Source organism: Streptomyces sp. NBC_00878 (assembly GCF_026341515.1).
Taxonomy (GTDB): Bacteria; Actinomycetota; Actinomycetes; order Streptomycetales; family Streptomycetaceae; genus Streptomyces.
In genome coordinates, this window is record NZ_JAPEOK010000001.1 from 695,851 (window position 1) to 715,131 (window position 19,281).

At 68.7% G+C, this 19,281-nt stretch carries 16 protein-coding genes and 5 pseudogenes; 11 read left to right on the top strand and 10 right to left on the bottom strand.

Features of this window, described 5'->3' with window-relative positions; genetic code table 11:
* The first annotated feature begins 58 nt into the window (after positions 1-58).
* The 5 genes from OHA11_RS02705 to OHA11_RS02725 are packed head-to-tail and all read left to right on the top strand — an operon-like array spanning position 59 to position 5,074.
* Entirely contained in the window at positions 59-991 is a 933-nt protein-coding gene (locus tag OHA11_RS02705; protein ID WP_266491579.1) for an ABC transporter substrate-binding protein, read from the top strand.
* Complete coding sequence (locus OHA11_RS02710) at positions 988-1,926, top strand: amino acid ABC transporter permease (RefSeq protein ID WP_266491580.1); 939 nt, start codon at positions 988-990, stop codon at positions 1,924-1,926. The genes OHA11_RS02705 and OHA11_RS02710 overlap by 4 nt, the downstream gene beginning before the upstream one ends.
* A complete protein-coding gene (locus OHA11_RS02715) occupies positions 1,926-2,705 on the top strand; it encodes an amino acid ABC transporter ATP-binding protein (protein WP_266491581.1) in 780 nt (259 codons plus the stop codon). The genes OHA11_RS02710 and OHA11_RS02715 overlap by 1 nt, the downstream gene beginning before the upstream one ends.
* A complete protein-coding gene (locus tag OHA11_RS02720; RefSeq protein WP_266491583.1) occupies positions 2,705-3,943 on the top strand; it encodes an amidohydrolase in 1,239 nt (412 codons plus the stop codon). The genes OHA11_RS02715 and OHA11_RS02720 overlap by 1 nt, the downstream gene beginning before the upstream one ends.
* Entirely contained in the window at positions 3,944-5,074 is a 1,131-nt protein-coding gene (locus OHA11_RS02725) for a PLP-dependent aspartate aminotransferase family protein (protein WP_266491585.1), read from the top strand.
* Between the two features lie 13 nt (positions 5,075-5,087).
* Here the strand turns inward: OHA11_RS02725 and OHA11_RS02730 are convergent, their stop codons facing one another.
* A complete protein-coding gene (locus OHA11_RS02730) occupies positions 5,088-5,297 on the bottom strand; it encodes a hypothetical protein (protein WP_266507870.1) in 210 nt (69 codons plus the stop codon).
* On the opposite strand from OHA11_RS02730, the gene OHA11_RS02735 reads away from it, so the two are divergent.
* A complete protein-coding gene (locus OHA11_RS02735) occupies positions 5,206-7,437 on the top strand; it encodes a pyruvate dehydrogenase (RefSeq protein ID WP_266506896.1) in 2,232 nt (743 codons plus the stop codon). The two genes, OHA11_RS02730 and OHA11_RS02735, sit on opposite strands and share 92 nt — an antisense overlap.
* Before the next feature lie 147 nt (positions 7,438-7,584).
* Here the strand turns inward: OHA11_RS02735 and OHA11_RS02740 are convergent.
* The 4 genes and pseudogenes from OHA11_RS02740 to OHA11_RS02755 form a co-directional block, all read right to left on the bottom strand.
* A pseudogene (locus tag OHA11_RS02740) lies at positions 7,585-7,695 on the bottom strand (pirin family protein); the annotation flags it as partial.
* Between the two features lie 5 nt (positions 7,696-7,700).
* Positions 7,701-8,191: pseudogene (locus OHA11_RS02745) on the bottom strand (transporter); the annotation flags it as partial.
* Between the two features lie 412 nt (positions 8,192-8,603).
* Positions 8,604-10,040 (bottom strand): IS1380 family transposase, encoded by a 1,437-nt coding sequence (locus OHA11_RS02750; protein WP_266506897.1) that lies wholly within the window; start codon positions 10,038-10,040, stop codon positions 8,604-8,606.
* 166 nt (positions 10,041-10,206) lie between these two features.
* Positions 10,207-10,863, bottom strand: a complete 657-nt coding sequence (locus OHA11_RS02755; protein WP_266491587.1) for a class I SAM-dependent methyltransferase — start codon at positions 10,861-10,863, stop codon at positions 10,207-10,209.
* Positions 10,864-10,934: 71 nt separating this feature from the next.
* On the opposite strand from OHA11_RS02755, the pseudogene OHA11_RS02760 reads away from it, so the two are divergent.
* Together OHA11_RS02760 and OHA11_RS02765 are read left to right on the top strand one after the other, a co-directional pair.
* Positions 10,935-11,021, top strand: a pseudogene (locus OHA11_RS02760) (IS5/IS1182 family transposase); the annotation flags it as partial.
* Positions 11,022-11,133: 112 nt separating this feature from the next.
* Positions 11,134-11,800: pseudogene (locus OHA11_RS02765) on the top strand (transposase family protein); the annotation flags it as partial.
* Here OHA11_RS02765 and OHA11_RS02770 read toward each other — a convergent pair.
* Together OHA11_RS02770 and OHA11_RS02775 are read right to left on the bottom strand one after the other, a co-directional pair.
* Positions 11,795-12,526 (bottom strand): annotated as a pseudogene (locus tag OHA11_RS02770) (transposase family protein); the annotation flags it as partial. The pseudogenes OHA11_RS02765 and OHA11_RS02770 overlap by 6 nt on opposite strands.
* Before the next feature lie 601 nt (positions 12,527-13,127).
* Entirely contained in the window at positions 13,128-14,093 is a 966-nt protein-coding gene (locus tag OHA11_RS02775; protein WP_266491589.1) for a pirin family protein, read from the bottom strand.
* Between the two features lie 120 nt (positions 14,094-14,213).
* Between OHA11_RS02775 and OHA11_RS02780 the strand changes: the two genes are divergently transcribed.
* The 3 genes from OHA11_RS02780 (at position 14,214) to OHA11_RS02790 (ending at position 15,585) form a co-directional block, all read left to right on the top strand.
* Positions 14,214-14,696 (top strand): MarR family winged helix-turn-helix transcriptional regulator, encoded by a 483-nt coding sequence (locus OHA11_RS02780; protein WP_266491590.1) that lies wholly within the window; start codon positions 14,214-14,216, stop codon positions 14,694-14,696.
* A complete protein-coding gene (locus OHA11_RS02785) occupies positions 14,693-15,148 on the top strand; it encodes a MarR family winged helix-turn-helix transcriptional regulator (protein ID WP_266491592.1) in 456 nt (151 codons plus the stop codon). The genes OHA11_RS02780 and OHA11_RS02785 overlap by 4 nt, the downstream gene beginning before the upstream one ends.
* Positions 15,149-15,237: 89 nt before the next feature.
* Positions 15,238-15,585 carry a M48 family metallopeptidase gene (locus OHA11_RS02790; protein ID WP_266491594.1) on the top strand — a complete coding sequence of 116 codons (348 nt, stop codon included), beginning with the start codon at positions 15,238-15,240 and terminating at the stop codon, positions 15,583-15,585.
* Between the two features lie 21 nt (positions 15,586-15,606).
* On the opposite strand, the gene OHA11_RS02795 is transcribed toward OHA11_RS02790, so the two are convergent.
* The 3 genes from OHA11_RS02795 to OHA11_RS02805 form a co-directional block, all read right to left on the bottom strand.
* The gene (locus tag OHA11_RS02795; protein ID WP_266491596.1) at positions 15,607-17,037 is read right to left on the bottom strand and encodes an MFS transporter; all 1,431 of its coding nucleotides are present in this window, start codon (positions 17,035-17,037) and stop codon (positions 15,607-15,609) included.
* A gap of 2 nt (positions 17,038-17,039) precedes the next feature.
* Positions 17,040-17,633 (bottom strand): winged helix-turn-helix domain-containing protein, encoded by a 594-nt coding sequence (locus tag OHA11_RS02800; protein ID WP_266491598.1) that lies wholly within the window; start codon positions 17,631-17,633, stop codon positions 17,040-17,042.
* 97 nt (positions 17,634-17,730) lie between these two features.
* On the bottom strand, positions 17,731-19,128 hold the full coding sequence (locus tag OHA11_RS02805; protein ID WP_266491600.1) for a PepSY domain-containing protein: 1,398 nt from the start codon (positions 19,126-19,128) through the stop codon (positions 17,731-17,733).
* Between the last annotated feature and the right edge of the window lie 153 nt (positions 19,129-19,281).

Sequence of the window (19,281 nt, forward strand, 5' to 3'; positions counted from 1 at the left end):
CTTCCGTAGCTCCTGGTGGGTGCTTACGCCTGTCAGGGATCAACACAGGAGTCGGCAGATGAAAGTTCTGCACGGGATCGCCGCGACAGGTGTCGCGCTGGCGGTGCTCGGGATGAGTGCATGCAGCAACAACGACAGCACCAGTACCGGCGCGCAGCCCACGAAGGCTGGTCTGCCCGCCGCGCCGCTCAAGGTGAAGAGCGCGGTGGACTCGGCGCTGCTGGGGAAGTTCCCGGACGGCGTACGCAAGAGTGGCGTACTGCGGCTCGCGGCCGACCCCAACTATCCGCCCAGCGCCTTCAAAAGCTCCTCGGGGGAGATCATCGGCGTCGGTGCCGACTTCGCCGCGGCCCTCACGGCTCGGACCGGACTGCGGGTCGAATGGGTGGAGGTGCCCTTCGACGGCATGCTCGCTGGTCTCAAGGCGCACCGATTCGACGCCAGTTGGTCGGCGTGGACGGTTACCCAGGAGCGCACTGAAGTCCTGAACCTGGTCAGCTACCTCAACGAAGGTACGTCCGCGCTGGTGAAGGCCGGCAACCCCAAGGGGATCAAGAAGTCGCTCGACCTGTGCGGGCTTACGGTCGCCGCGCAGACCGGCACGGCACAGGCTCAGGGGAACATGGACAGCCTCCAGGAAGAGTGCGCGAAGGCGGGCAAGTCCAAGGTCAAGCCGATGATCGTGCCGCAGCAGAGCAACGTCAACCAAGCGGTCGCCACCGGGCGTGCCGACGCGATGCTCGCCGACAACTCGGCGGTCGCCTACCAGGCGAAGCTCCAGCCGGATCTGTTCCAGTCCGTGGACACCATCCTGCTCAGTCCCGCGGAGGCCGGGGTGGCCGTGCCCAAGGACGAGGAGAAGCTCGCGGCGGCGCTGACGGCGTTCTACAACGGGCTGATCGCCGACGGGACGTACACGAAGATCCTCGAGCGCTGGGACATAGCGAATGCGGCGGTGAAGAAGTCGCAGGTCAATGTGGTGGCGTCATGAGCGGGAGCGCCTCGACGAGCGCCGGCGAGAAGGGGCGTACCCGCACCGACACACGTTCGGGTGACGACAGCATGGACGTGACAGCCCTTGTCGCGGCAGCTGAGCACGAACTGGTCCGCCGCCGCTCAGTCGGGCGGATGATCGCCGGTGGAACGATCCTGGTGCTCGCCGGGTTCACCATCGCGATCCTGTTCACCAACCCCGGCTTCGACTGGCCGACGGTCGGGCGCTACCTCTTCGACGTCGGCGTACTCGAAGGCATTGCCGTGACACTGGAGCTGACCGTCGCCGCGATGCTCGTCGGCATCGTCGGCGGGGTCGTGCTCGCCGTGATGCGGCGTTCGGAGAGCGCCCTGCCCCGCAACGCAGCCGGCCTGTACATCTGGTTCTTCCGCGGCACACCGGTGCTCGTCCAGGTGCTGTTCTGGGGGTTCGCGGCTTCGTTGTTCCCCCGGATCGGAATCGGCGTCCCGGGCGGTGGGTTCCTCGTGAGCTGGGACACGAACACGGTGATCCCGATCTTCGCGGCAGCGATCCTCGCGCTCGGGCTCAACGAGGCCGCGTACGTCGCGGAGATCGTCCGAGGCGGACTGCTCAGCGTGCCGCACGGGCAGTCGGAGGCCGCGGACGCACTGGGCCTGGGACGCCTCGCGACGCTGCGGTTCGTCGTACTGCCGCAGGCGATGCGGGCGATCATCCCGCCGATCGGGAACCAGTTCATCTCGATGCTGAAGATGACCTCGGTCGTGCTGGTCATCGGCGTCGGAGACCTGCTCGAGTCGGTCACACAGATCTACTCGCGCAACTACCTGCAGATCCCCATGCTGATCGTCGCGAGTATCTGGTACCTGGTCCTGACCACACTGCTCACCCTTCTCCAGGCGCGCCTGGAGAAGCGGTTCGGACGCAGCCTGACCCGAGTGGGGGAAGCGTGATGAGCTCAGGCACCGAGACCCGGCCGGTCGTCCAGGCCCACGACGTGCACAAGAGCTTCGGAGCACTGGAGGTGCTGAAGGGGATCGACCTGACGGTCGAACGCGGTGAGGTGGTCTGCCTGCTGGGGGCCTCCGGCTCGGGCAAGTCCACGTTCCTGCGCTGTATCAATCACCTGGAGACCGTGGACCGCGGGTACATCCTCGTCGGCGGCCGGCTGGTCGGTTCCGATCTCGTGCGGGGACGTCTGCACGAGGCGCGCCCGTCGGCTGTCGCGGAACGCAAGTCCCGGATCGGCATGGTGTTCCAGCAGTTCAACCTGTTTCCGCACATGACGGTCCTGGAGAACGTGACCCTGGCGCCGATGCGGGTGAAGAAGGAGAGCCGGGATGTCGCGGTCGAGCGCGGCGAAGGGCTGCTTCAACGGGTCGGTCTGGGAACCAAGCAGGACGCCTACCCGAGCCATCTCTCCGGCGGCCAGCAGCAGCGCGTCGCCATCGCCCGGGCGCTGGCGATGGAGCCGGAGCTGATGCTCTTCGACGAGCCCACGTCCGCGCTCGATCCCGAACTCGTCGGTGAGGTGCTCGACGTGATGCGTGACCTGGCCGCGTCGGGGATGACGATGATCGTGGTGACGCACGAGATGGGGTTCGCCCGTCAAGTGGCCGACACCGCGGTCTTCTTGAGCGAAGGACGCATCATCGAACAGGGGCCGCCGGACCAGGTCATCGGCGCGCCGACCCACGAACGCACCCGCTCCTTCCTGGGAAAGGTGCTGTGATGGCGCAGGACAAGCGGGCGCGGCAGGTCACCGACCGCATCGAGGCGCTCGCTCCCCAGCTGGTGGCGCTGAGCAGGAAGATCCACCGTCTGTCCGAGCTCGGGTTCGCCGAGCACCGATCGGTCGCCGCCCTGGCCGAGTTGGTGAGGGCGCACGGCAGTGAAGCGAGCGTCGGCGTGCACGGTATGGAGACGTCGCTCCAGGCGTCGGCCGGGAATCCGGACGGGCCGCGGATCGCGCTCCTGGCCGAGTACGACGCGCTTCCCGGCGTCGGCCACGGCTGCGGGCACAACGTCATCGCCGCGGCGGCGGCCGGGGCGTTTCTCGGGTTGGCCGACGTGATCGGTGACACGGGTGGCTCGGTCGTTCTCCTCGGCACTCCCGCCGAGGAGAACGGTTCCGGCAAGGAGATCATGGCCCGTGCCGGTGCCTTCGACGGGATCGACGCCGCGATCATGCTCCACCCCGCCCATCACGACGGCATCGACTTCGCCGCCCTCGGGCTGCGTTCGGTGGAGGTGACCTACCACGGGATTCCGGCTCATGCCTCGGCCCGGCCCGAGGCAGGGCGCAACGCGCTCGACGCCGTCGTCGCCGCGTACCTGGGGATCGCCGCCCTGCGTCACCACATCCCGCAGACCGACCGCGTCCACGGAGTCATCACGGAGGGCGGCGAGGCCGCGAACGTCGTGCCCGCGAGAGCCTCGCTGCGGCTGCTGATCCGGTCACCTGAGCTCGACTCACTGCTTGCGCTGGGCGAGCGGGTCCAGCGCATTTTCGAGAGTGCCGCGCTGACCACGGAGACCGAACTCGAAACGGTGTGGGACCGGATCCAGCCGTGTCTGCCGGTACGTGGCAACGACGCGCTCGCCACCCGCTTCGGAGCGCATCTTGCCGGCCGCGGGCGCACCCTTGGGCCGACGGGGGGAGCTCAGGTCTCGACCGACCTCGGCAACATCAGCCTGCGTGTCCCGGCGATCCACCCCACCCTTGCCATCGCCCCGCCGGAAGTCGCCCTGCACACCGCCGACTTCGCCGAGTACGCCGGCTCGGAGCCGGGCGACCGGGCGGTCGTCGACGGGGCAGTGGCCCTGGCCCTGACCGCGCTCGACTACCTCACCGATCCCGGGCTCCGGGAGCGCAGCCGCGCCGAGTTCGAGGCCGCCGGCGGCGTCGTGGACGTACCGGCACTGCTCACGCCCCCTGGTGGGCAGCCCGTACCAGCGGAAAGGGCCTGAATGAACCACGACGAGCGTGGGCTCGCGACAAGGCTGGTGCACGGCCGGGGAGCGAACCCGCTGGGAGCGGTCGCGACCCCGGTCTTCGACACCGCGTCCTTCGCCATGGCGGACATGGCCTCCCACGAGCGGACCGTGCGGGACCCGATGGTGCACGGCTACTACTCCCGGGTCCAGAACCCGACCGTCGCCGCTCTCGAAGAGACGCTGGCTTCGATCGACTCGGCGCCACGCGCCCTGGCCTTCTCCTCGGGGATGGCGGCGATCACCACGGCGCTGCTCGCGCTGGGTCGCCGGGGCGGCCACTTCATCGCGTCCGACCAGTTGTTCGTCAACAGCCGGGAGTGGCTGACGCACGACCTGCCGGACTTCGGATGCGAGGTGACGTTCGTCGACCTGACAGATCTGGCGGCGCTTGAGGCGGCATTCCGACCCGCCACCCGCGCGGTGTTCTTCGAGGAGTTCACCAACCCGCGGCTCGACGTCCTCGACATGGAGTCGATCGTCTCGATCACGCACGATCACGATGCCCTGGTGGTGGTGGACAACACCTTCGCCACCCCGGTGCTGTTCCGGCCGCTGGAGCTCGGCGCCGACCTCGTCATCCACAGCGCGACCAAGTACCTGGCCGGACACGGCCGGGTACTGGCCGGTACGTTGGCGGGCAGCGGGCCTGCCATGGACGCGGTTGCCTCCTTGCGCCGCAGACTCGGAACGATCATCACCCCGCACAATGCCGCTGCTGTCATCGAGGGGATCAGCACCCTCGAACTGCGAGTGGCCCGGGCGAGTGACACCGCACTGCGGCTCGCCGAACTCGCCGAAGCCCATGAAGCGACGAGCGTGGTCCATTACCCGGGGCTCCCGAGCGCACCGGCGTACGAGCTGGCCTGCCGACTCACGGGCGGGCGCCACTTCGGCGGGATGCTCTCCTTCGCGCTGCACGAGCCGGAGCGGAAGGCCGCGGTGTACGACGCGTTCACGCAGTTCGTCAGGGCCACCAGTTTCGGTGATGTCGTGAGCCTGGTGGACTCGGTCGACGACCCCGACGTCCTGCGCCTCTCCGCCGGTATCGAGAGCCCCGACGACCTGCTCTCCGACCTGTCGAAGGCGCTCGACGCCGCATCGTGACACGAGCCCCGAACTACCTGAAGAGGATGGTGCACCAAGTGAGCAGTCCGACGATCAGTCCGCCCGGAGTCACGGACGAGAACCACCTGCTGTACGAGGTGCGGAACAGGGTGCTCTGGCTGTCGACGGCCATGATCCACCATGCGAACCGGGTCCGCCCGAACGAGTCGGGCGTGAAGGTGGGCGGGCACCAGGCGTCATCGGCGTCGATGGTGTCGATCATGACGACGCTGTGGTTCCGGCATCTGCGTCCGGAGGACCGGGTGTCGGTCAAGCCGCATGCCTCGCCGGTGTTGCACGCGATCAACCACCTGTTGGGCGAGCTCGACTCCGCCTACCTGACCAGGTTGCGCGACTTCGGGGGACTGCAGAGCTACCCGAGCAGAACGAAGGACCCGGATCCCGTCGACTACTCGACCGGCTCGGTCGGCATCGGGGCCACGGCCCCGATCTGGGGCGCGCTCTCCCGCCGGTACGTGGACGGCCTGACCGGAGGGGCGGGTACCGGACGCCAGTACTCGCTGCTCGGTGACGCGGAACTGGACGAGGGCGCGGTGTGGGAGGCCGTGCTCGATCCGGCGGTCGCCGGACTCGGCGAGCTCGTATGGGTCGTCGACCTGAACCGCCAGTCGCTGGACCGGGTCGTGCCGGACATCGCGGCCGACAAGCTGCGGGGCATGTTCACCGCCGCCGGCTGGCAGGTGATCACCCTCAAGTACGGTCGGCTGCTCCAGGAACTCTTCACCCGCCCGGGTGGCGACGAACTGCGGCACCGCATCGACACGATGCCGAATCCCGAGTATCAGCGGCTTCTGCGCTGCGGAGCATCCGAGCTGCGGCAGCGGCTGCCCGGCACCGGGCCGGGCGGCGGGCAGATCGCCGACCTGGCAGCCCAGTTGGACGATGAGGCACTGCTCGCCGCGATCGCCGATCTGGCAGGTCACGACCTGGACGCGTTGGACGAGGCGTTCTCCACGATCGACGACTCCCGCCCGACGGTGATCTTCGCCTACACGATCAAGGGACATGGCCTGGCGACCAAGGGGCATCCGCAGAACCACTCGGCCCTGCTCACCGACGAGCAGCTGCGCGACATGGCCGCACGTGTCGGGGCCGATCCGGCCGATCCCTGGCGGCCCTTCCCCGACGGCAGCCCCGCACAAGCGCTGTGCCTGCGCACCGCGCGGCGCCTGCACCGGCAGGAAAGCCCTCGACTTGCCCCGCCGGACCTGCCGGTGGACATGGGCCGGACCCCGTCAGGGGTGGCGACGACGCAGGCCGCGATCGGGCGGGCCCTGCTCGACCTGGCCCGGGAAGCACCCGAAGCGGCCAGGCGAGTCGTCACGGTCAGCCCGGACGTCTCGTCGTCCACGAACCTGGGCGGCTGGGTGAACAAGGTCGGCGTGTGGTCGGCGACCGAACGCCCCAACTGGTTCGCCGACGACCGCGAGACCATCCTCCACTGGCGTGAAAGGCCCACAGGGCAACATATCGAGCTGGGCATCGCCGAGGTCAACCTGGTCGGTCTGCTCGGCGAACTGGGCGCCACCTGGAGCCGGTGGGGCCAGCCCCTCCTGCCCATCGGGGTGCTCTACGACCCGTTCGTGGAACGCGCCCTGGAACCCTGGTCGTACGGCATCTACGCGGGCGGGCAGTCGATCCTGATCGGCACCCCGTCCGGGGTCTCGCTCGCCCCCGAAGGAGGGGCGCACCAATCGATCAAGACACCGTCCATCGGCCTCGAACAACCCGGCTGCGTCAGCTACGAGCCGGCCTTCGTCCTCGACACGGAGTGGACCCTGCTGGCCGCCCTGGCGAACCTCGGTAGGCCCGACGGCTGCTCGGCCTATCTACGGACCTCCACCCGGCCGGTCGACCAGTCACTCGCCTCCATGCCCGCGGATCCCGCGGCCCGCGAGCGACGGCGTCGCCAGGTGGTGGCCGGCGCCTACCTGCTGCGCCGGACCGAGGCACCGGCCCTGAGCATCGCGGCCATGGGCGCCCTCGTGCCGGAAGCCCTGGCCGCCGCCGAGCGGTTGGAGCAGGCCGGCATCGCCGCGGACGTGATCTGCGTGACCAGCCCCGATCTGCTGTATCGGGCCGTCCGGGCACGGCAGGGTCATGAGGCGGCAGAGTCGTGGATCCTCGACCAGGTCTTCCCGGCGGATCGCGCCACACCGCTGGTCACCGTTCTGGACGGGCACCCACACACCCTCACGTTCTTGGCCACCGTCAACCGGGTGCCGACCACAGCGCTCGGCGTGACCCGGTTCGGGCAGTCCGGCTCCCTTGAGGACGTCTACCGCCACCATGGCGTCGACGCCGACAGCATCGTCCGCGCGGCGCTCGACCTCACTCGCTGAGACGGCTGACACCTGAAGATCCAGACCCATCCAGGACCAGCACACCTTCGCCTTCCACAGGGCCCAACGTTTTCGCTGGTCACAGCAGAAACGAGAACATGGCGTTGTCCCTCGGTCAGAGGCCTGCACTGGAGCTGGAACGCCAGGTCAGCGCACCAGTCCGCGCGGTTTGAGCGGCACGGGCGGGAGTTCAGGAGCAGCCAGCGGGGCCCCGTCGTAGCCCACGACCTCACCGAAGCGAGAGCCGGCCATCCACTCCGAACCACGGTCTCAAGACCGAAGTGCTCGTTGCCGAAGTACCGGTAGCGGACCAGGTCGATGCTGCACCGGTGCTCGCGTACAGCGTGCGCGTCGTAGCGGGTGGAATCGCCGGCGACACAGATCAGCCGCGGTGCGCTCACAGGGCCTGGGACGCGGCCGAGACTCCGAGCCGGTCGCGGACCAGGCCCCGGAAGGTGTCCTTGTGGGCCATGAGCCACGACATGTAGTACAGGCCATGGTCGATCACTCCGGCATCCGTACCCCGCTTGTACTCGACGATCGCCGGGGCGCCGTTCTCGTCGATCCCGAGCGAGTCGATCCGTCCGCCGTCGACGCAGTCGATCACGAACTCGCTCGCCAGGAAGCGCACCCCCAGCATCGTCTCCATGTGCGCCTCGATGAGGCTCTGTACATCGGCCTCGACGTCAGCAAGACGCGGCGTGACCTCGGCCACGCCGCATTTCGTCGTGAGGAACAGCTTCAGGCTCGACACCTTCCCCTCCTCGGCTAGGAGATCGACAACGTCGAGCGGGTGCAGATTTGTTTCCGCGCGGCCTCGGAGTCGTGAAGAAAGCGTGAGGGAGGGGCGCTCGCCCGCGCACTCTCTGCTGCCACGCACTGGACGGTGCGCGACCCAGCACGGGCGTTGCCATCCCATCCCAGCACGATCCCAGCGCGGTAGGGATGAACAGGGGTGATGACCGGTGACGAGGGCTCAGGTCTCCCACCACCATTCCAGCACGGGAAAAACTAGCCTCGCCGTTTCGGTTGGGCTGAGGCGGCGTCGCTGATCATCAACTGTTGGGTGGTCGAGGCTATTTCGTTGCCTGGGCATGGCGGAGTCCCGGCGCGCTGGTCGGGTTCTCCGGGGTCCTTCGGATCGTGGGTGAGCAGGGGACGGCTGGTCAGCCAGCTGGTCGGGGCAGCGCGGCGAGGCGGTGGAAGGCCGTGGCCAGTTCGTGTCTCCAGGGCCAGGTCGCCGAGATCCGCAGGCGGAGGCGGCGTCCGCCGCGTGTGAGGCGAGCGGCCACGTGCAGCAGCCGGTAGCGGAGTTTCTTGGGTTCGGCAGCGGCGAGTTCGCCGTCCAGCAGAAGGAAGCGGGCCCAGGAGAGGAGATCTATCGCCGCGAGACTGAGTTCGAGCCAGGTTGCGTTGACGTCGAAGTGGCGGGAGGGGAAGCGTCCGAAGCCGGTGCTCTTGCCGCACCGGATGTGGTCTTCGACAGTGGCGTGTCCTCGGTGGCGGACGTCCAGGAACTGCGCAGAGCCGACGCCGGCGTAAGGGGTATCGGTAAGGAATACCTGGTGCCGCAAGCCCTCGTCATGATCGAACAGGGACAGTTGGGCGCCGGGGTGCGGTCGTTCGCACCGCACGATGATGCGGGTGCCGGCCGGGTAGCCGGCAAGGTCGACCATGCCGGTCAGCTCGGCGACCTCGGCGCCGTCTCGCAGTGTCCCGTTCTGGTCCAGGGCCGGATGCCAGACCTGCTCAGGGAGGGTCCGGATCGCGCGGCGGACCGGCTCGGTGACCGCGTATCCGACCGAGAACCGCAGGTCCAGACCGTGTTCACGCAACGTCCGGATGTGGGCCAGGAAGGCTTTCGCGGATCCGGCGCTGTCGGCGCGGACCAGGATCTGGGTGCCATGCCGGTGAGCGTCGGGGATCTGCGCGAGGGCGTCCTCCAACACCGCGATGTGATCGGCGGCAGTGTCGGCCCCGGAGTTGCCGGGCCGCAGTCGGCCGGACACGGCCTCGCCGGTGTTCGCGAGGAAGCACAGCAGCGGATGGAAGCCGAAGCCGCCCTTGTAGGTGGGCGCGGCCTGTTCCTTTTCCGAGTGGCAGGTGATCAGCGTGGCGTCGAGGTCCAGGACCAGGCCGGGGAGTTCTCGTCCGCCGGCCCGGGCAGCGGGTATGCCCTCGCCGGTCTCGGCGGCCTGCAGCCAGGCGACTTCCCGGGCTGTGGCGCGGGCCGCTCGCAGCGAAGCGAGTACAGCCTCGTTGGTGTCGGCGAGCAACCGCCAGGCCGTGGGCGTGGAGGCGACCGGGCCGAACACCCCTGCCTGGTCCCGCAGCACGGCCAGATCCGCGATCGCCTCACCGCCGTCGGCGAGCATCACCGCGAGATCGGCGGCGGTCCGGCCCGGATCATGCCCGGTGCCGCGCGGTCGCAGCGGCCTGAGCGCAGTGGAGTACGCGGTGGTCAGACCGGTGGCCTCGGCGAGATCCGCCAGCAAACGTGCCCCGGCGTGCCCGATCACCCCCGAACCGTCAGCGGAGACCGTGAGCCTGGGACGGGAACCGATAACCTGCACGTAGAAAGTGCCTTCCGCTTGGACCGACAGAACCCCTCGACAAGGTTCATCGTCCCAGCTCAGAAGGCACTTTCGCGTTTCCGCCCCACGTCCGGCCTCAGCCCAACCGAAACTGCGAGGCTAAATGATGTCTCGTAACACAAGTGACTACCGTGCTCGTGGAGCGGACGCCGTCGTGACTACGGTGTCGCAAGGCTCAGGACTCGGCCACGGGCTTGCGTGCCAAGACGTAACCCTGCGGTGTCTTCTCGGCGAGGTCAGGCTGGCGCGTGATCGTGGCCCAGACTTCGAACCCAGCGTGTCGCAGCAGTTCGGCGATCTCGTCTGGTTGCTGCCGGTACCAGTCGACGCAGATGGCTTTGCCAAATGCCTCGGCGCGGTGACCCTGGTCGTCACCAACCTGGAAGACGAGCATCAACTGCCCACCGGGTGCGAGCACCCGGTGGAACTCGAAGAACACGTCCGATCGTCGCTCCCATGGGATGTGGATGATCGAGTAGTAAGCGAGCAACCCGCCGAGGGAAGCCTGCGGTAGACCCAGGGCCAGCATCGATCCCACCTCGAAGCGGACGTCCGGGTAGGTGCGGCGGGCCACGGCGATCATCTCGGGCGACAGATCGATACCGAACGCGTTCAGTCCCAAGCGGTGGAGTTCCGCTGTCACCTGACCGGGTCCACAACCCACATCGGCAACGGGACCGTTTCTGCCTGCCTGTGCCAGTTCAGCGAAGGCGGCCAGCAAGGCACGGTCGAGTGGCTTGGCGTCCAGGTCAGAGCCCACCTTTTCGGCGTACTCCGCGGCCATGACGTCATAGGAGGCTCTGGTCGCGGCGAGAAAGCGTTCGTCGAGCATGACCATGAAGACTAGGCGGCGCGGTGCCACCCTGCACCCTGGCTCGGGTGACGATCGCCAACGATGGTGAGGTGCAGGTGATCTCGGCATCCCGTTCGCAGTGGATTCATCCGTTCACCGGGCTGCAGCCCGTCCAGTTCCGCTGGCTGGTGCGCCTAGGTCGTTTCTGACGGCTCTTGAAACCGTCCCTGGACGGTTGCAGGCGAGCCTGACGAGACCGTCGGCGCCTCACGAGTCACCTCGCGCGGCGCCAACCGGCCGGATGATGTCCGACCAAGAGCCATCAGAAACGCCCTAGTCGCGGCCCGAGGCAGCAACGCCGTCGCCGATGGCCGGCCAGGTCGCCAGTGGGCATTGAACCTGTCAGATCGCGTGCTACTGGTGGTTGCCTACTGGCGCACCAACCTGACCGTGCGCCAGCTCGTTGTTCGGAGTGTCGCACTCTGCCGCGCACCGCGTCATCGACAGCATCAGCCCGCTGCTCACCTTGATCTCGATTCGAAGCCGCCGAACGGACCAGATTGCCATCGTCGACGGCACCTTAATCCCTACCCGGGACCGTCGACTCGCTACGCCGAGCAAGAACTACCGGTATTCCGTGAACCTGCAGGTCGCCATTGACGCCAACACCCGCCTTGTCGTCGCCCTGGGTGCCCCTCAGCCTGGCAACCGCAACGACACGATCGTCTACCGGAGTAGTGGCATCCACGACGCGCTCGCAGGTTGCACAGTGATGGCCGACGGCGGCTATCGGGGCAATGCCGAAGTGATCATCCCCTACCGCAAGCCCAGTGACGGTAGCTCCCTGCCAGAGTGGAAGGAACAATGCAACGTTCAACACCGCACCATACGTGCCCGTGTCGAACATGCCCTGGCCCGCATGAAGACCTACAAGATCCTTCGCGACTACAGACGCGCGGCAAGCACGCTCGGCGACGTTGTGCATGTGGGCGACGGCCTGGACGGCGTGATGGAGGCCGTCGCCGCGCTGCCGGCAGTCGCGGAGGATCTTGTAGTTCTTCAGGCGGCCGATGACATGTTCCACGCGGGCGCGGACCTTGCGGTGGGCGGCATTGTCGTCCTCCTCGCCCGGAAGTAGACCCCGTCCCGGGCGTTTTCGGTGCGGCACTGCCATGCCGCAGTTGAGGTAGGCGCCGTCGCCGAGCACCGTCACGCCCTCACAGTGTCGGCTCAGCCCGGACGCGCGCCAGGCGTGAGCGTCCGCCGTGGTGCCCGGCACCGGACGCGCTGCCGCGAGCACCAGCCGCGTGTCCGCGTCCACGATGACCTGCACGTTCGCCGAGAACCGGTAATTGCGGCTGGATGCGGCCACCGTCCGGTCGCGGAGCGGGATCAGCGTGCCGTCCACGATCCACATGCGTTCCGGGGCATCGGCCGGGCGGGAGGCGGGCTCGATCGCGAGCAGCGGCCCCAGCCGTTGGATGACCCGGCACACGGTGGAGGAGGAGACGCCGAACAGCGGGCCCAGCTGCCGCATCGTCAGATTGGTGCGGTAGTACACCGCGACCACCAGCACCCGCTCGGCCAGCGGCAGCGACCACGGCCGCCCCCGCAAGGTGCCGTTGCCTCCCCGCTCCCGCACCACCTTCAACAGGCGCGCAAACTGCGTCACTTGAAGTCCGGTGAACGTCTCCACCCACACCCGCTCGCTCGCACCTTCACCAAAGAACGGGAACGACTGCGGATTCGTGCCGGACGAAACAAGATCCGGGCCATTCCCGGACCAGGAAGCGATCCTGACCCCAGTTGAGGGAGTCTTCGCAGGTCAACGAGCTGCCAACCGCGTACCACCAGCAGACGAAGAATCTGTTCGTGCATGCCTCCAGGCGAGTCTGAAATGCCGGTCCGGCAGCTGCAGATCCTCAGCCGCCCAACCAACCGACCTTGCTCGGTTCATACAAACGCCACACCGCAGTGGGGCTGCTCGTCCGCTCCCCGAGGAGCTTGCCCGGGACCCGACTCAGCATAGGTCGCGACGCCGCCGAGTCAGGAGACGCCTCGCAAGCCGTGGAACAACCGGAACGTAGACCGATCTACCACTGACAGGCCGTCAGTAAAGTCAGCATTGGGTCAGCATTAGGCTGACTATGGTTGCCCACAGACGACCACACTCGGAAATCCTGGACGGCTCCAGAGAGACCGACAGAGGCCATGGTGCGGGGCCCCCGACCAGCGTGAAGGGGCGGGCAGGCAAGTCGCCGTTGCCGCGCAACCCCGCGACGGTTCCCCCGGATTTCCGCTGTTCAGCGCACCCTTCCCCGCGGTTTGAGTGGTACCGGCGGCAGTTCAGGAGCCGGCAGCGCTGCCCCGTCATACCCCTTCACCTCGCCGAACCGCACCCCGGTCATCCAGTCCGAACGGGCCTGCGCGATATCCTCCTGGGAGCGGCCGATGAAGTTCCACCACATGATCAGCTCCTCCTCGAACGGCTCGCCCCCGAGGAGCATGAGGCCCGCGTCCGACTCGGCGCGCAGGGGGAGTTCGGAGCGGCCGCAGCCGAGGTAGAGCATGGAGCCGGGCAGCAGCGGTACGCCGTCCACGTGAGCCTCGCCGGACATGGACAGCACGGCGTACTCGAAGTCGGGCTCCAGCGGAAGACGTACGTCGGCGCCCTGGGCCAGGGCCAGGTCGGCGCCGACGATCGGGGTGTACGTCGTCCCGGGCGAGGCGGCCCCGTCGACGCTGCCGAGGATGAGCGTGGCCTCGATGCCGGGCGCGGTGACGACGGGCAGTTCGGCGTGGTGTTCGAACAGCGGGTCGGTGTGGCGGCTTCCGTCGGGCAGCGCCACCCACAACTGGGCGCCGTGCAGGAAGCGGGCGTGTGACTTGGGGCTCTCCTCCGAGTGGCTGATGGCCCGGCCGGACGTCATCAGGCCCAGCTCACGCGGGCGGATGGTCTGGAGGCTGCCGGTGGAGTCGCGGTGCAGCACCTCGCCCGCATGGAGCCAGCTGACGGTCTGCAGGCCCATGTGCGGATGCGGCGGAACCTGCATGCCGGGCTCGTCGGCGATGTCGTCGGGACCGTAGTGATCGACGAAGCACCAGGCGCCCACCATGCGCCTGCCCAGGTTGGGCAGCAGACGGCGGACTTCGGTGGACTCGCCGAGCTTGACCCGGCGGGGACTGAGGAGTTCGCGCACCGGCTCCGCCACCACGAAACCCCGGCCGCCGCACAGAGCGGGAACTGCCTCGCGATCAAGATTGCTCATGGCCCACAACCTAGTCCCGCGAAGGACTTTCCGTCAGGCCATCCACCCGCCGGCCGGCGGGCACGGCGCCCGCTCCACCGATACAAGCCATGTACATAATAGCCATGTACTGTATCTCTCGTGAGCACGAACCCCGAGGGCGCGACGCCCGGCTTCCTGGTGTGGCGCCTGTCGATGAAATGGCGGGCCGCCGTGGACCGGGCGGTGGCGCCGCTCGGCCTCACCCACGCGCAGTACTCGCTGGTGGCGTCTCTGTACGGAATGCACCGGACCGGGCTCCGCCCCAGCCAGCGGCAACTCGCCGACCACACAGGACTCGAACCGCTGTACGTGTCGAAGCTCGCCCGCGCCCTGGAGGCCGCCGGCCTCGTCGAGCGCACCCGGGACCCCGCCGACCCCCGCGCGGTGCAGCTGACGCTCACCGATCAGGGCCGCGAGGTCACCCGCCGCGCGATCGGGATCGCGCACGGGCTGCTGGAACAGCTGCTGACGCCGCTCGGAGGCCTCGACGGCCCACGCACGAAGGCCTTCAGCCGCGAGCTGGCGACCCTGCTGGACGTACCACTTGATCCGCCGACCGAGAACGAGACGGAGCAGTCATGACCACCGCCACACCCATCACACCCACCGTCAACGGCCGCGTCATCGCCCTGGCCCACTACGCGGGACGCGCCGTCCTGGAGCGCGTTCTGGCGCGTACGGGCAACACGTTCTACCAGTCGGTGACCCTCAGGGTCGTCGCGATCGCGGACACCCCCATCGAGCGCGACAGGGTGGCGGCCGACGTGACCGGCTCGCTGAAGATCGAGGAGTCGGCGGTGCAGACCACCATCGACGAACTGGTGGCAGCGAAGCTGGTCGAAGAAGTCCCGTCGGACGCTTCCGGACTGCGGCTCACACCCGTCGGCCGGGAGCTGTACGAGCGGGTCACCTCCGAGACCAACAAGATCTCCGCCCGGATCTACGCGGACATTCCCGCCGGGGACCTGGCGACGGCAGGCCGCGTACTGACCCTCGTCACCGAGCGGGCGAACGCCGAACTGGCCCGGATATAGCGGCCACCGGCAGCCACCGCCGGGCACCCGCGAAGGTCGTGGAATATTCAACGAAACGGCGCCGTTCTGCCCGTCGAAGGAGGTCGGAAGTGGACACGACGTATTACGACCACGGGACGTCCGCGGAGCGGTGGGAGCGCGCCCGGATGTTCTTCGACGCCAAGGAGTACGCCGCCTCGGCGCGCATCCTCGACGGCCTGGTCGAGGAGGTGCCGGAGCAGGTGGGCCCGCGACTGCTGCTGGCCCGCGCGTACTACCACTCGGCCCAACTGCACCGCGCGGAAACCCAGTTGAGGACGCTGGTCGAGAAGGACCCAGTGGAGCACTACGCCCGCCTGATGCTGGGACGCACGCTCCAGCGCCAGGGCCGCCACGAGGAGGCCGAGCCTCATATGCGGCTCGCGTCGGCTCTCTCGGGGGACTTCGAGTCTTTGTAGTGCTGGGAGGAGTGGAGGCGCCTAGAGGCGCGCGCCACGCAGCGGCCGGCTCAGCGCGGTCGCGGCCGCGAGGACACAGACCGCGCCGCACCCGGTGAAGAAAGCGCCGGTCCCCCAGGCTGCGGCGACCAGGCCCGCGAGAGGAAAGAGAACCGGGCTGAGCCCCAAGGTGCCGAGGGACGTCACGGAGGTGACGCGCCCGAGATACCGGGGCTCGGCTTCTTTCTGCACCAGAGCGTTTCCCAGAACCATCGCGACCCCGCTGACCACGCCGAGCAGCCCTCCGAACACGACGGCTGCTCCGGGCGTCGCCGCTCGGCCGAGCACCGTGACCAGACCGGCGGTCACGAAGAGCGAGCCCGCCAGGACGGGCGCGGCACGGGGCACCCGGCGGGCGGCGGCCATCGCCAGGGCGCTCACCGCTCCGCCGACGCTGAACGCGGCGAGAATCCAGCCGAGTACGGCCGCGTCCCACTTCCGTTCATCGGCGAGAAGAACGAGTCCGGCCGCGAGCGGGCCACTGAAGCACATCTCACCGAGGGCAACGGCCAGGACGAGCCCGCGCAACCGCCGGTGGCCGCGCAGATAGCGGAGGCCGTCGCGCAGGTCTGCCGACAGGGGCCGACGCGAAATGGCTTCGACGGCCTTGCGCCGATGTGGCGGGGGCTCGACGAGCAGGCCGGGAGGGTTGGCCGGGTCCAGATGATCGGCCCAGCCCGGAGGGCTGGCCTGGTCCGGAGGGCTGGCCTGGTCCGGAGGGCTGGCCTGGTCCGGAGGGCTGGCCTGGTCCGGAGGCTCCCCCTGGTCCGGAGGGTCTGTCCGGTCCGGCCCCAACTCGACCTCTCCGTCCGCCCTCGCCGTGGCGACCGGCGCCGCGACGACCGGTCTCATGCGCACCGCCGACAACAACCCCAACGACACCCCGAACAGCACCCCCACCACGGCGAAAGCACCCGCCGCCCCCACGACGGCCAGGGCGAAGGCCCCGACCAGCGGCCCCACCGCGTTGCTGAACCGCACCGCCAACACCCGCATGCCCTGTACCCGGGCCAGCTGTCCTTGGTCCGTGAGCCTCGGCGGCAGAGCGCCCACAGCCGGTATGAACACCGCGTCGACCACACCGAAGAGCACGGACAGGGCGTACAGCAGCCAGAGTTGAGGGCCGCCTGCCCAGGTCAGGGCGGCGGCACCGAGCAGCATCCCGCACCGTACGAGGTCGCTGCCGATCAGGACGCGACGCGGGCCGAAGCGGTCGGCGAGAACGCCACCGCCGAGCATGAGGACGGCACGGGGCAACGCTCCGACTGCAAGGACGGCACCGACCTGTGCGGGACCCGCGACCCGGACAGTGGCCCAGGACAGCGCCATGAAGTAGGCGACGTCGCCGGTGACCGACGTGGTGTAGGCGCCCAGCCAGCGCAGGACGTTGGGATCGCGGAAGGCGGGCCTCACGGTCACGTGTCTTCGGCGAGCAACGGGAACATCTGTAGCTGCAGGACCACCCTCTCGGCACCCTCGACCTCAGCTCCCTCTGCCTCTGTCTCCGCCTCCTCCGCGGGCTCCCGTACCCGGAATCGCTCGATCACCCCCGCCAACTCCCGCTTCATCGCGTCGAGTTCACCGGGTGTCAGATGCAGCGTCCGGCTCATGAACGCACTGGCCCCGAACCACTCGTCGGGCAGGACCGGTACGACCTCACCGGCCACCCTGCGCAACGTCTCGCTGTCGGCCAGGGCCACAGCCTGGACGTACGCGCGGCTTTCGGCGGCGTCCGGGGACGTGGACGGGTCGTGCGTCGAGATCCGGTGCCGCGCACGCCACCATCGGTCCCGCCGCGTCCCCCGTTCCGTGTCCTCCTCTATGAGTCCGCCCGCCGCCAGACGCCTCAGGTGGTAGCTGGCCGCACCGGAGTCCAGTGCGAAATGTGTGGCCAACTGCCGCACGGTGGCGGGACCTTGCCGGCGCAGGCGGTTCAGCAGAGCGAGCCGCATGGGGTGCGCCAGTACCCGCAACGCGGCCGTGTCGAGGGTGATGTCGTCGTCCGCCATGGGACGCAGCGTAGAACGCGAAGAACTCTTCCGGAAGAGTTCTTCGCGAACATCCCTACGCGATCACGTCATTGCGCGGTCTTCGAAAATGGGCCCGTCACTTCTCGGTCGCGTACGTCCGTTTGCCGCGCCGGTACGCGATCTCGCCCAGCACGATGTCGACGGCGATGAAGGCAGCCAGTGGGATGCCCAGGAGCGGGACGAAGTAGCCGAGGGCGGCGATGAGGGCCATCGCGGGGACGAGGACGTATGGGGGGACCTGTTGCCAGGCGCCGCGTGGGACGGGGCGGCCGAAGGCTGAGGCGCGGCCTCGTTGCCACCACATGCGGTAGCCCCACAGGATCAGCAGGATCAGGCTGAGGGCCAGGGCCATCAGGACGAGCTGGTTGGCGATGCCGAACAGGACTCCGGTGTGGGCGTCGATGCCCCAGCGGGTCAGCTTCGCCAGGACCGGGTAGTCGGCGAAGCGGACCGTGTCGGTCACCTCGCCGGTCGACGGGTCCACGGCGACCGCGTCCTGCTTGGTGGGCCAGCTGCGCTGGACCTGCCTCACCACGTACCCGGACTCGGCGTCGGCGGGCGGGACGATCTCCACCGGGTCGCCCAGGCCCTCCGCCCGCGCGGACGCCAGCACCTTGTCGAGGCCGACGCCGTGCTCGACGTCTCCCTCCGCGGCGGCGGAATCGTGGCCTGAGTGTTCGCCGCCCGCGGCCACCGACACCGCGGGTGTGGCCTGGTGGAGCGAGGTGCGCAGTTCGTCGATGTGCGCGCCGGCGTACGTCGACCAGGTCAGGCCCGTCGCCGCGAGGAAGAAGAACCCGACGGCGGCCCAGACACCGACGGTGCCGTGCAGACCGAGCGTGCGTCGGCGGCCGGTGGTGCCGCGTATCGTGCGCTGCGTACGGCGGCGGCTGAACCAGAGCACCAGACCGCCGCCCGCGATCACCCACAGCCAGCTGGCGGCAAGCTCGCTGTAGAGGCGGCCGTTCTGGCCGAGCTGGAGGTTGGCGTGGAACTCGTCGATCCAGGTGCGCAGCGGCAGGGCGCCGGTGGATCCGTACTGTTCGAGCGCGCCGCGCACCTTGGCGGTGTAGGGGTCGACGAACACCGCGAGGGTGTGGGTCTCGCCGATGCCCGGGACGCCGGACAGCATCACCCTGGTGGTCGCGTCGTCCTCCGGAGAGGGGCGTACGGCCGAGACCGTGCCCTCCGGGTGGGCCTTGCGGGCGGCGGCGACCTGTTCGGATATCGGCAGTTTCTCGTCGCCGACGGGGACGGTCATCTCGTGCGAGTACAGGATCTTCTCGGCCTGGAACGACGCCGCGTACAGGAATCCGGTCGTGGCGGCGACCAGCAGGAACGGGGCGACGAGCACTCCGGCGTAGAAGTGCAGCCGCAGCACCAGGGGACGCAGCGGCGACCAGAGGCCGCGTTTCGGGGAAGGGGCGACGGCTTGCGGGGACTCGTCCGTCTCGGTCGTGGGAGCGGTGGTCATCGGCGGGCTTCTCCGGTGGGGCAGGGGACGACGGGCCGTGCTCGGCCGTTGCGGTGCAGTAGTCGGTGGGCGGGGGCATCGAGTTCCCGGAGGTTCGCGTGGTGTGGGTCACATCGCGAGGCGCATATCGGGGCTCCGGTCATCCGGGCGGTC

What these genes read in the sequence shown, in the direction of transcription:
- OHA11_RS02735 (WP_266506896.1), top strand. Translation starts at nt 5,206, where the DNA reads ATGATCCACCATGCGAACCGGGTCCGCCCGAACGAGTCGGGCGTGAAG.
- OHA11_RS02710 (WP_266491580.1), top strand. Translation starts at nt 988, where the DNA reads ATGAGCGGGAGCGCCTCGACGAGCGCCGGCGAGAAGGGGCGTACCCGC.
- OHA11_RS02805 (WP_266491600.1), bottom strand. Translation starts at nt 19,128, where the DNA reads ATGACCACCGCTCCCACGACCGAGACGGACGAGTCCCCGCAAGCCGTC.
- OHA11_RS02800 (WP_266491598.1), bottom strand. Translation starts at nt 17,633, where the DNA reads ATGGCGGACGACGACATCACCCTCGACACGGCCGCGTTGCGGGTACTG.
- OHA11_RS02785 (WP_266491592.1), top strand. Translation starts at nt 14,693, where the DNA reads ATGACCACCGCCACACCCATCACACCCACCGTCAACGGCCGCGTCATC.
- OHA11_RS02725 (WP_266491585.1), top strand. Translation starts at nt 3,944, where the DNA reads ATGAACCACGACGAGCGTGGGCTCGCGACAAGGCTGGTGCACGGCCGG.
- OHA11_RS02755 (WP_266491587.1), bottom strand. Translation starts at nt 10,863, where the DNA reads ATGCTCGACGAACGCTTTCTCGCCGCGACCAGAGCCTCCTATGACGTC.
- OHA11_RS02715 (WP_266491581.1), top strand. Translation starts at nt 1,926, where the DNA reads ATGAGCTCAGGCACCGAGACCCGGCCGGTCGTCCAGGCCCACGACGTG.
- OHA11_RS02775 (WP_266491589.1), bottom strand. Translation starts at nt 14,093, where the DNA reads ATGAGCAATCTTGATCGCGAGGCAGTTCCCGCTCTGTGCGGCGGCCGG.
- OHA11_RS02720 (WP_266491583.1), top strand. Translation starts at nt 2,705, where the DNA reads ATGGCGCAGGACAAGCGGGCGCGGCAGGTCACCGACCGCATCGAGGCG.
- OHA11_RS02705 (WP_266491579.1), top strand. Translation starts at nt 59, where the DNA reads ATGAAAGTTCTGCACGGGATCGCCGCGACAGGTGTCGCGCTGGCGGTG.
- OHA11_RS02730 (WP_266507870.1), bottom strand. Translation starts at nt 5,297, where the DNA reads ATGATCGACACCATCGACGCCGATGACGCCTGGTGCCCGCCCACCTTC.